The organism is Spirosoma validum (assembly GCF_014699035.1).
Lineage (GTDB): Bacteria > Bacteroidota > Bacteroidia > Cytophagales > Spirosomataceae > Spirosoma > Spirosoma validum.
Genome location: NZ_JACXAA010000030.1, coordinates 22,016 through 33,071, shown reverse-complemented (window position 1 = coordinate 33,071; position 11,056 = coordinate 22,016). Strand labels below are relative to the sequence as shown.

The window sequence follows — 11,056 nt, the reverse complement described above, 5'->3', positions numbered from 1 at the left end:
GTAGTCCGTGTAGAGATCAAGGTTGGTTTGCATGACCAAAGATAATTTGTCCAGTTAACCCAGTTGCGTAACTTCAGTGATTAAATTAGGCATGGATCGTTTTATTAATCCGCTTCTGCTTGATAAATTGATAAACACTACCGACAATAAACAGAATGAAAAGAGTTAGAAGCGTTTTACCAATCAAGGGATCCGTAATATCCTTTGCCAAAGGATGACCAATAGGAACGCGAGTAAATGTTTCATTTACGGTAGGAATTAATGATAAGAAAAAACTCAATGACAGGCAAAAATTTTCAATAAAACGAGAGGCATTATTGCCTTTTCTTCGAGCGTAAAGAAAAAAAGCAACGACTACTAAAATGGCGATGAGTATAGAAAAAACATGACCAGGATTAAAGCCCCCATGTTTCGATATGCCTAGGGCCGTTAACGACGTAGTGACTGTACCGAAAAAATAAATTTTACCGGTAGGATGCGACAAATTTACTTTGCCGTATCGTATAAACGATAGGATAGCCGCTATAAGAGCAACAAGGCCAATCACTGTATGAAATATTCCTAAATTAGATAGTCCCATTTTTCCCATTTGTTTGAACAGGGCAAAGGTGCAGGGGAAAAACGGGACGGATTTTATGATTTAGTTCAATTGTTTGGCAATTTAGTTCACTCTAAAATCTAGCTTTTAAAGCCAGAATGATCAGCGGTTGAGACGCAATTATCTTTACTAGAATTTATTCGATCGCTTCAGCCGGTAGTCTGTAGGTGTACACTTGTAGCTAGTACTGAAGCTTTTGGTGAAATTGGCCAGGTCATTGAATCCACACTCGTAAGCAATGTCGGTAATCCGTTGATCAGAAGCCAACAGGAGTTGAGCCGCTTTTTCAAGCTTTTTTGTTTTTATGTACTTGGCCGGTGTATCGCCATATATTTTGGCAAATTCTCGTTTGAAGGAAGAGATACTTAAATTCAATTGCTGCGCCAATTCATCCAGAGTAAGCTGCGAAAACAAATGAGCTTCAATGATCTGTTTAAACGTATAGGTAGTTGGCGAGAAAAGTTGCGATAGAATAACTTGTATGGCCTTCACATTCCGGGTTTGCGACAGTAAAAGCATAATCTCCTTTAATTTCAGTATTAAAATATCCTCATTCACTAAGGATTGGTTTTCGAAATAAAACAACAAACCTTCAATATACTTTTGAATTAAAAAGTCATTATTTATTTTTTCACTGGATTGATTTGATACCAGATTCTGGGGCGCTTGGTGTATTAGTGGTATTTCTCTATCATATATTTTCTTTAGAATATCCGGGTAGAACGTAACGATGATCAGTTCACAATTACTTTTTGTGCCGTGTATTTGTCCTCCTGAGTTGATACAATTTAAAAACAAGGAGTAGTTCGTAGGAATATTTTTTTGCTCATTATCAAGTTGATATTGTATATCCCCTTCCAGTATATATATAAAGCAGGCTTGATTCGCAATTGGAAAATCAAATGTAAAAGGTGGTTTTAGGGCAACTTTTTGAAGGAATGACTTTCCAAATAAATCAATTTTTTTATAATCGTCTACCATGTCTCTTCTCGTTTAGTACAATACGGTTCTGTTGACGAATGGAAAAACTATGATTCTTGATTCATGAAATAAATTATCCGTTTGGTTTCAGCTTAAATCAGTAAGGAAATTATTCCTGATTCGTTCCATAAAAATTTTCTTCAACATACGTTACTGCTTCTCCATTTACAAGGTTCTATCTAATCGCTTAACACTCATGGCCAAGAACTCCTGGCCACGGCGAGTGCGATAGCCCATTTGATTCAACCGATCGGCAATAGCCCGGTAGGTCAGTCCATCTTTGCGGTACAAGCGAATCAACTCCGCAGCTTGTCGATTGGCTAAATTCACCTGAGCGTTCTGTTGACGGACGGCTAAACCTCGACGAGTCACTTCGGTAGTAATGTTAGGCATGCCTAGCTTATGACCCTGGGCTTTCTTTGCGGCTAAGGCGGATCGGGTGCGTTCACCGATCAGCTCTCGTTCATGTTGAGCTAATACAGCCATGATGCCTACAGTAAGGATGTTGGCATCAGGAATATCACAAGCCACAAAGTCAACTTCAGAATTACGCAACGAAAATATAAATGACACATTGCGGCTAAGTCGGTCCAATTTGGCAATGAGCAAGCGTGCTTTGTGCTGTTTGGCATGTGCAATGGCCGAGGCCAGTTGGGGGCGGTCCGCTCGTTTCCCCGACTCGACTTCAATAAACTCATCAAGCAGTTCGTCGCCGGCTTTGAGGAAGCGTTGGACAATATCCTGCTGGGCCGATAGTCCCAATCCACTTTTACCTTGGCTGGCCGTTGAGACTCGGTAGTAAGGAACGTACTTCATTTAATTTTATGACGTATAGAGATAAGGGTTAAAAAAGGGGGGATTTTATTTTTCCATTCCTTTTTCCATCAAATTTTCTAATTTCAAGTGTTCCACGGGCGAATATAGGAAAAATAGGGTGTTTGTAACATTTTCACAACGAGCGTTCAAGCCTTGTAAAACGAACAAGAAAATATATTTTTGTGAAATAAAGTATATATGTTATGGTTTATTACGAAGTTCAGTTTCTCTCACTCGTTCAGGGGGAGTGGACCACCGTCAAAGAATTTGATGACTCGACCGGGGCACTTTTACCCCTTTCCGACTCGGCCGAACAATTGAGTTTGGAAGAGGCCGAAACCCGCCTGATGGATTTCTCCAAGAAATACCCCTTTCTCACCTTTCGGATTAATAAAGTAATTCTGTAGGCGAATGGCGAAGAAACCAACCTCTGTCGTAATCCCTATAGGCCTCACTAAATATATAGCTTACTACCGGGTATCCACCAAAGAACAGGGGGATTCAGGGTTGGGATTGGAAGCACAGCGCACGGCTGTGGCCGGATTTATTAAAGGGGATATCTTAGCCGAGTATACTGAGGTTGAATCGGGTAAGAACAACCAGCGTCTTCAACTGGCAGCGGCCATTGAGCGTTCCAAAAAAGAGAGCGCTATACTCGTCATTGCCAAACTGGATCGCTTGAGCCGGAATGCATCCTTTATTTTTACCTTGAGGGATTCGGGGGTTAATTTCCAATGCGTCGATATGCCCGATGCCAATACACTCACCATTGGCATATTTGCCTCCCTGGCTCAACATGAGCGGGAATTGATCAGTGCTCGCACCCGATCGGCTTTAGCCGCTAAGATTGCCCAGGGGGCTAAACTGGGTAAGCCCGAGAACCTAACGGCCCAGGGTCAGCAGAAAGGCGGAGAAACTACCCGGCGGAATGCGGTAGCCAACCCGGCAAACCGGCGGGCCTTATCTGTTGCCGACATGATGTATAAGGCTGGCAAAAATTATTCTCAAATTGCCGACCACCTTAACCAGACCGGCTTTCATACCGTACGGGGTTGTGCTTTTCAGGCCACTCAGGTCATGCGCTTACTGAAGCGACAACAGCAGACAGCCAAGGACTAACATCAAGGTAGTAGTGCTAATCATAGCTCGGAGGTTAGTAGAGAACCCTCATGCAACAAGGAAGGGGAGTGGCTATGATGACTACGTTGGCGATTCGCTACTCTTTCATTTATAGTTTAAAAGGATAAGGGAAACCTAGGTTTTGGGCAGTCTGAACATGAGGTATAATCTGGCGCTCCAACCGTTCCCTGAACCAGTCAAATGACTGATCTCGTAACGAATCCAGACTTTGGGCAAAGAACAGGTGGTAATCTTCCAGTAGCTTATTATTGCCGTTGATTGCGTGAAACTGGAAACCCTGGTACTGAAGCCAGGCATAGGCATTGAAGTATAAATCTATCGACGGTAGCCAGTCATTTTTCCGGGAATTAATCGCTTTGGGCGTTGGAATGATATTCCAAAGTTGATCGTGAGCTACATAGGACCAGGGTAGAAAATGGTCTAAGCTTAGGTTAGCTTCGGTGATTGGCTGACCGGAATAAATACAGGTCAAAGTTGGATTGGCTACTAAATAGGTTTTCCAGAATTTGCTGGCGCTGGTTAATATCCGAACTCCAGGTTTTTCCAGTTTTTCCGTCAAGCCGATGACATTCGGATTATGCTTTTGCAGAAACCGAACCAGGTGCCAATGTGTATAGCCCCGTAGTATAGCCTGATGCTAGTTCAGGTACCTGAACCAGTCCTGGGTCATTTCGATGTCATCGCCAATAAAGCGGTATGGTGCTTTTGACGACTGATTGGCTAGTTCAACGAGTCGGGCGTTGACTTGATAATCGGGTATCCCTCGCAATTCCTGCGCGAAGAAGGGTCTGATAAAGCGATAGGGTACAAAACGCAATAAGTTGCCAGCTTTACCATACAGGGTTGTCAAATCGCTTTCGGACAAACCGCTTCGTAGCTGATCAACCAATCCTGGGGCCGTTGGACCGTTGTCAATTACCATTCGATCTGATACGAAATCGGCGATCAACTTAAAGCTATCCTGCCTACCAAACGACAATTTGAAATAATCGAGCGGGTACCATACACTGGCGATCATGCGTATTGATAGATCCCGCATGGCTATTCGTGTCCGACCGTTTTCACGCAGACTGTCCAGTATCGCTAGCAACCAGTAAAATTTATAGGAGTTGGTTGTGTCTGAAAAGACGGGATGCCAGGCTAGCTATATTTATGCGCTCGTCTTCAGGAAGTAGCATACCTTTTGATTCATTCAACGAAAATAGGACATTGCGGCTAAAATCAATCTAGCTCTTATGGGTGCGATTCGGCAAGCGCACCCTTAGTGGTAATACCAGAAAACCATTCTTACACCAGGTCTATAAAAAAGGCTAACTCGTGGAGGAGTCAGCCAGTAGTAAGAGTAGTAAGCTAAGTTGAAGGCAGCAAACCTACCGGTTTCGAATCAAGGAAACTAGGTCCGCTTCTCGCGCTTCATATAGGTAGAGGCACCGGTGCCTCGTCGAGCTCCCATTTTATGCAGCTGTTGGGCATCAGCTTGTGATACGAGTTGAAGAGCAGAATACTCGGTTTTACCGGTAATCAACGGAAAGCCCGCTACTCGTTGCGCTTGTGAACAGTGGACACACGTTTTGGCCGTTGGTAGGGCCTTCAGACGAGCTTCGGGAATTAAATGCCCACAGGTAATACAGTACATGTAATGGGTATTTAGTCGCTAGTAATATAACCCTAAACCGAGCTTGATAGTGCCAAATTCGTCGTAATTAAGCAACTTATTTTCTGTAGTTAACTTGCTGAAAAATAGGTTATTATATATAGTTCATGTACCTATTTAAGTAGGACCGACTTGTGTTCTTAATTCGGCCGGAAGCAACGAATTTAGGCTTTAAAAAGAGGAGTAAAGGAATAAAATGTCTGGCGTTCTGCAAGTACTGTACGGCATAGAAACCCAATACTTTTATAGTTAGCCTATAACCTTTTTACAAGGTGCGTTGTGAAAATGTTACAAATATTCATTGTTATATGTTTATAGGCATTGGTTACTTATTGGCTAAAATAATTGAACGTGAAGTTTGGGAGAATCAATCAGGCCACTTTTCTAAACCGGCAGCAATCCGTAAAGCTCGTTGCACATCTTCCCAGTAGTAGCCACTGTCATAACCCGTCGACAGGCGGTCGCAGATGCTCAGAAAATCAGTGGCCGCTTCAACGCGCTGTTTCTGGATCGCTACTGGATCAGGCTGGGAGGGAGGTTGATCAGATATGGGTTCCATATTGACAAAGGTAATCGATACGCTTATAATAAAGACCCATTGAGTTTAGACATGAAGCTGAGGAAGTAGAATAATAGGTGTTTTGCCGTTGGGTACAAATCCGTCATTTGCTAGTCACTAGTATGTATCTTAAACTCATTTAATATATGAGAATGTGAGTTTGAATTGTGAGATGGCAATTTGAGATTGATCTCCTCAGCAATGAACGTTATTATCAGCTTTACACTGTTGTCCTGATAAATGGGGCGATTCTTGGGCCATTGACTAGAGACGGATACACCTTATGCAAATTGGTCGGCAACAAAGAATCTGATTCTCCTACCTGACTTTATTATTAAACCATTGGCTCGGCCGGAAAGTCAGCCATCTGCTTGGCAAACGTAGCCGACTCCTCACCACCCGTTGAGACCGCCCATTCGGCCATCGCATACAGGACCGAGCGCAACGCTTTACCCGACGCCGACAACTCATAGCTCACATGAGGGGGAACAACAGGTTTGGACCGTCGGATCACTAAACCAGCGGTTTCCAATTGTTTGAGTTGTTGAATAAGCACCTTTTCGGTCAAGCCGGGAATGGCTTTTCGCAGCTCGCTGTAGCGTTTGGGGCCCGTTAACAGGCTAAAGAGAATAATGGGCTTCCAGTAGCCGCCAATCTTGTCCATCACAAACGTAACGGGGCAGCTCACAAAGGCCTGCCGCTTATTTTCCTGCACCACTGATGCTAATTTTATGGGGGTCATACTATACCTACTTTGGGGCCAGTTCTTGGACAAAATTACGTTCAGCGGTTGGTTTGCACAAAAACTTTCAAACCCATGAACATTACAGTAACCGGGTCGATTGGCAACGTTAGCCGCCCCTTAATTCAGACCTTAGTGGCCAGTGGTCACCAGGTACAAGTCATTAGTTCAAGCCCTGATCGGGCTGTTGAGATACGAGCCTTGGGAGCAACCCCGCTCATTGGAGCACTGGAGGATGAAGCCTTTATTTTGAATGCGTTTCAAGCCAGTGATGCGGTCTACACAATGATTCCCCCTCATTTTCACACGCCTGATTACAACCGGTTTGTCCAAAACGTAGGTAAAAACTATGCCCGTGCCATCAGTCAAGCCCGTGTTCAGTATGTAGTGAATCTAAGCAGTGTGGGTTCGGTCTTAGCAGGTCGTCCTCCTTTACTGGGCTATCAAAGTTTGGAAGCCTGGCTAAGCGCCTTGACAGACGTTCATGTCCTGCATCTGAGACCAGCCGGTTTTTATTCTAATTTCTATGGGAGTATATCCATGATCCACCATCAGGGCATCCTTGGCAACAATGTTGATGGGGATGTGGATTTAGTGATGTCTCACCCGGACGATATCGCGGAGGCCGCAGCCGAGGCCTTCAATACCTTGTCATTCCAGGGTAGCACCGCCGTCAACATCATCAGCGACCAAAAGACTGGCCATGAACTGGCGGCCGTATTGGGCGCATCCATTGGTCGCCCGGATTTAAGGTGGGTCACTCTTTCGGATCAACTACTCTTGAGTGCGCTGGTGCAGAATGGTATTCAAGCCGATGTTGCTCAGCACTACATGGTCGATATGGGTATAGCTATTGGCCAAGGTTTACTGGATGATTATTATCAAAACAGCACCGAACAGGTGTTTGGAAGACGGTCTTTTAGTGAATTTGCGACTGAATTTGCCAAGGTCTACCAAACCACTGTTAGCTGATCTAAGCTATGAGGAAGCGCTGATCCAGTAATACGAGTACGGCGATTCATTCAACCCCAGCATCAACAATCGTTGATGCTGGGGCATAGTTTTGGTTGATCTCAGAATACCCTCCCCAAAATGAGACAACTTTTTAAATTGATGATGCCAATAACGATTTTGATTGTCCGCTACTACGGATCGATTTTTTCAGATCTATCTTGTGTCATCCAGACCCTTATTTAGTTAAACTATAGAAGTCCAAATTAGGTTAGGGTGAAGAAATACAACCTCGAAAATGGACGCTGATAAACCAATTACAATCCAGCCCAACAAATCAACGACAGCTCAACCTACCAAACCAGTTAGACCCAAACGGCCTCGCATCAAAAAGACGAACTGAAGCTTATTGAAATCAATGGCTAGTTTGACGATAAGGGCTTTATTTTAAGTCTAGGTTAACATGAACTGTGTTAAAAGTCAAGCCATCGAGCGTAAAATAGGTTGATAATTTGGGTCAAAATTTTCATTGAATTTAACGACTGCATATGCCTGACGAAGCAGTTTGTTGACAACGACCATTAAGGCCACATTAGTCTCCTTGCCCGCAGCTTTCAGCCGCTGATAACACTCGTGACACGGTTTATTATAGCGAATAGCGGACAAGCTAGCCATATATAATTGACCCCTTAAATGAGCATCCCCCGAGCGGTTGATTCCCTTGGTGATCCCTACTTTCCCCGATTGATAGATCATTGGAGCCACACCGATAAACTTGGCCAGAGCCTTAGCGGATGTAAAGTCGCGAAAGCCACGCTTCGGCGCACCGATTCGTGGTCTCAATCAGGGCTGTGGCAACGGCATAAGAGATACCCTTTATAGACCGTAATCGCTTGTACTGCTCGGCAAAATCAGCTTGACAAATCTGATTGATTTCAGCCTTTAGTTGAGCAATGGCCGCCTGAAAATGAGCAATCATCTGTTGCAAACTCTGCTGAACGGTAAGGTCTTTTAGGGGTAAAGGCTGGAACGATTCGGATAAATTGAGTAGCGCTACTCGCTGTTTCTGGTATTGTCTAAGCAAGGTTCGTTTCTGCCTAAGTAACAGCAAACTATCATTACTCATCTGATAAACAGGTGGTTGAATAGACTTCCCATATTCAGACAATAAAATAGCATCGCTCGGATCGGTCTTGGTGATCGATAAATGTATTTTGGCGAAGTGATGGCTCTGCTTCGGGTTGATGACCGATATCGTCACCTTGGCTTGGGTAAGCATATAGGTCACTAAAACAGAGTAGGAGCCGGTAGCTTCCAGCACGCAATGGGCCTGCTCGGGAAGTTAATTTACCAGCGAGCGAATGCCGTCAGGCGAATTGACGAAGCTACTCACTTTCCAGCCCGCCGTTAGTTTTGGGATAGCCACAGAAAGACTATCTTTAGACACCGCACGGGAGGCCCCGGTCAATACCAATGTAAGTGGTCATATAAATAGATAATTACAAAGGAGAAAAGAAAACAAATAACAGGGGATTGACGCCTTGAATTTTAGACCCTAGCATAGCATACGCGGTTTTTCACCATCGCACCGGCGACCCAATTGAACTGTCCAGGCTTTAAAATTCACCAGCAGGAGTCAAAACATGTTAAACAGGTTTCGCTAATAATGCCTCGGACTTACCCATGCTGGTGGCTCAATTCACGGTAGAATAACCGTTTTTTTGAGTATTTTTCAAACCTGTTCAAACGTACTATAATGCCAGTTATACAACAAGGTTAATAGTCTATTCTGATATTCAGTAAGCCGTTCTTTGCTGTGGTTGGTTGGTAGATTAACTTAAAATCTCCAGACATTTCACCGATATACACTTTCTTGCTAACTCTCCCTTTTGAAAGTTTAACAACGCTGTAACTGTTATCCCAAACTGGTACGCCTGTACTATCCTGAGGACCATTAGGCATAAAAACCACGGCTTTTCCGTCGAGTACTCCGGTAATCTCGGCAACAACGGGGGCATCAATGCTTAGTTGAAAGTGAGTTTGTTTGACTTTGAATTCATGTCGTTGACTGGCACTCCTAACATTGAAGGAGTTTCCAGTACAGGCAATTAGATAAATGACTATGATTGAGAATAAAGCGGATAAATCTAAAATCCGTTTAGTTTTAATTGTCATACAGTTAGCTGATACAATTAACAGCAAATATAACTTTTTCCTCAGAGCATATTATGTAACTGTACATCGTATCTAAGTTAAATTCCTTTATATAATGGTAGTTATAAAACAGATCTAAGTTTTATACAATGTTTAACTTTTTTACGAAAAAGTTAAACATTGTACTTTCCGAATTTAACGGAGTGTGCATACTTATAATCCTGTTGTGTCTTTAACCGCTTCAAATGAGTTATCACCCGTACTATAGGTCCTGGTAGATGGGTCCTGCTTTTTCAACGAACGACGAACTTCTTCCATACTAATTGTATCCGCCAAACTTTCTCCTTTTCCAAGAACATGAATCACTGCATTGCTAGGGGGGCGAAGTGAATCGATCTGGGTAGATGACGGCTTTTCATTGAGAGCGTGATTGGGGGTTGTAGAAACGGATCGATGGCAATTCAGTAATAGGAGGCTTAAGCCAATTATTATCAATGAAAACTTCATTTATATCAGATCTTTAGTGATCAATGATAAGTGATTTATCGTGAAAATACAATTCTACTATTTAGGGAAAGTTTGTACAAAACTTAGATCTGTTTCATAACTCACTTTATGTAAAGAGATTATTTTAAGAAGCGCATAACATCGTTTCGTGAATTTATTCTTCAATATGTTCAATTAAACTCCTTTATGTATTTAGATAACTTGACAAAGCTATCTAAAACTTAATCTTCGAATATTCTCTTTGCAATTCATCTATAAAATTATCCATGTAAATGCCAAAGGACTCACTACCATTATAACTCTCAGTCTTTTCACTGAATTTGACTTTGCCCATTTGAGAGGGAAACATCGCCATATTGTAATGAGTACAGTAAGATATCTTTAATAGGTTGTGGATCTGCTTGAAAACTTTTAAAGTACCTATATACTGATCTGAAAAGTCTATAGGCAGATAGATTGTTTCGCCAACGGCCATTGTTTTGACTGCGTTTTCCCAATCAGCTAGTAAATTTTTTAAACTTATTTTGACTTTTTCTTCAGTTTCCTCATTTGGCAAAAATTCATAATCCACTACAAAATAATATGTATCAAAGTAATGGTCTATCTTTAGTTGCGGTAGATTGACATAAAGATCATTGTGGAAGGCTTTATGCTCGTTAAAGCTTATCGTCATTTTTACGGAATAAGTGTTATATAAGTGCCATTATGTTAACCTAGACTTAAAATAAAGTCATTATCGTCAAACTAGCCATTGATTTCAATAAGCTTCAGTTCGTCTTTTTGATGCGAGGCCGTTTGGGTCTAACTGGTTTGGTAGGTTGAGCTGTCGTTGATTTGTTGGGCTGGATTGTAATTGGTTTATCAGCGTCCATTTTCGAGGTTGTATTTCTTCACCCTAACCTAATTTGGACTTCTATAGTTTAACTAAATAAGGGTCTGGATGACACAAGATAG

The 11,056-nt window shown here is 42.6% G+C and carries 15 protein-coding genes; 3 read left to right on the top strand and 12 right to left on the bottom strand.

The window, feature by feature from the left end:
* Positions 1-85 precede the first annotated feature (85 nt).
* The 3 genes from IC230_RS33175 to IC230_RS33165 form a co-directional block, all read right to left on the bottom strand.
* Positions 86-589, bottom strand: a complete 504-nt coding sequence (locus IC230_RS33175) for a hypothetical protein (RefSeq protein ID WP_223861026.1) — start codon at positions 587-589, stop codon at positions 86-88.
* 138 nt (positions 590-727) lie between these two features.
* Positions 728-1,579, bottom strand: a complete 852-nt coding sequence (locus tag IC230_RS33170) for an AraC family transcriptional regulator (protein ID WP_191043382.1) — start codon at positions 1,577-1,579, stop codon at positions 728-730.
* 165 nt (positions 1,580-1,744) lie between these two features.
* Entirely contained in the window at positions 1,745-2,395 is a 651-nt protein-coding gene (locus IC230_RS33165) for a recombinase family protein (RefSeq protein WP_191043381.1), read from the bottom strand.
* 203 nt (positions 2,396-2,598) lie between these two features.
* On the opposite strand from IC230_RS33165, the gene IC230_RS33160 reads away from it, so the two are divergent.
* The gene (locus tag IC230_RS33160; RefSeq protein ID WP_191043380.1) at positions 2,599-2,802 is read left to right on the top strand and encodes a hypothetical protein; all 204 of its coding nucleotides are present in this window, start codon (positions 2,599-2,601) and stop codon (positions 2,800-2,802) included.
* 4 nt (positions 2,803-2,806) lie between these two features.
* Positions 2,807-3,514, top strand: coding sequence for a recombinase family protein (locus IC230_RS33155; RefSeq protein WP_191043379.1), 708 nt, complete (start codon positions 2,807-2,809; stop codon positions 3,512-3,514).
* 109 nt (positions 3,515-3,623) lie between these two features.
* Here the strand turns inward: IC230_RS33155 and IC230_RS34385 are convergent, their stop codons facing one another.
* The 5 genes from IC230_RS34385 to IC230_RS33135 form a co-directional block, all read right to left on the bottom strand.
* The gene (locus IC230_RS34385) at positions 3,624-4,094 is read right to left on the bottom strand and encodes an HNH endonuclease domain-containing protein (protein WP_223861025.1); all 471 of its coding nucleotides are present in this window, start codon (positions 4,092-4,094) and stop codon (positions 3,624-3,626) included.
* Between the two features lie 78 nt (positions 4,095-4,172).
* A complete protein-coding gene (locus tag IC230_RS34380; RefSeq protein WP_223861024.1) occupies positions 4,173-4,574 on the bottom strand; it encodes a hypothetical protein in 402 nt (133 codons plus the stop codon).
* A gap of 354 nt (positions 4,575-4,928) precedes the next feature.
* The gene (locus IC230_RS33145; protein WP_191043378.1) at positions 4,929-5,171 is read right to left on the bottom strand and encodes a TraR/DksA family transcriptional regulator; all 243 of its coding nucleotides are present in this window, start codon (positions 5,169-5,171) and stop codon (positions 4,929-4,931) included.
* 385 nt (positions 5,172-5,556) lie between these two features.
* Positions 5,557-5,748, bottom strand: coding sequence for a hypothetical protein (locus IC230_RS33140; protein WP_191043377.1), 192 nt, complete (start codon positions 5,746-5,748; stop codon positions 5,557-5,559).
* Positions 5,749-6,082: 334 nt separating this feature from the next.
* Positions 6,083-6,490: a winged helix-turn-helix transcriptional regulator gene (locus IC230_RS33135; protein ID WP_191043376.1), complete on the bottom strand. Its 408-nt coding sequence runs from the start codon at positions 6,488-6,490 to the stop codon at positions 6,083-6,085.
* Positions 6,491-6,565: 75 nt separating this feature from the next.
* Between IC230_RS33135 and IC230_RS33130 the strand changes: the two genes are divergently transcribed.
* Positions 6,566-7,462 (top strand): NmrA family NAD(P)-binding protein, encoded by an 897-nt coding sequence (locus IC230_RS33130; protein ID WP_191043375.1) that lies wholly within the window; start codon positions 6,566-6,568, stop codon positions 7,460-7,462.
* 459 nt (positions 7,463-7,921) lie between these two features.
* Here the strand turns inward: IC230_RS33130 and IC230_RS34375 are convergent, their stop codons facing one another.
* From IC230_RS34375 to IC230_RS33115, 4 genes are all read right to left on the bottom strand, one after another.
* A complete protein-coding gene (locus tag IC230_RS34375; protein WP_262893208.1) occupies positions 7,922-8,197 on the bottom strand; it encodes a transposase in 276 nt (91 codons plus the stop codon).
* A gap of 31 nt (positions 8,198-8,228) precedes the next feature.
* Positions 8,229-8,720, bottom strand: coding sequence for an IS110 family transposase (locus tag IC230_RS34370; RefSeq protein ID WP_262893207.1), 492 nt, complete (start codon positions 8,718-8,720; stop codon positions 8,229-8,231).
* 497 nt (positions 8,721-9,217) lie between these two features.
* On the bottom strand, positions 9,218-9,616 hold the full coding sequence (locus tag IC230_RS33120) for a hypothetical protein (RefSeq protein ID WP_191043374.1): 399 nt from the start codon (positions 9,614-9,616) through the stop codon (positions 9,218-9,220).
* Between the two features lie 700 nt (positions 9,617-10,316).
* Positions 10,317-10,775, bottom strand: coding sequence for a hypothetical protein (locus tag IC230_RS33115; protein ID WP_191043373.1), 459 nt, complete (start codon positions 10,773-10,775; stop codon positions 10,317-10,319).
* Between the last annotated feature and the right edge of the window lie 281 nt (positions 10,776-11,056).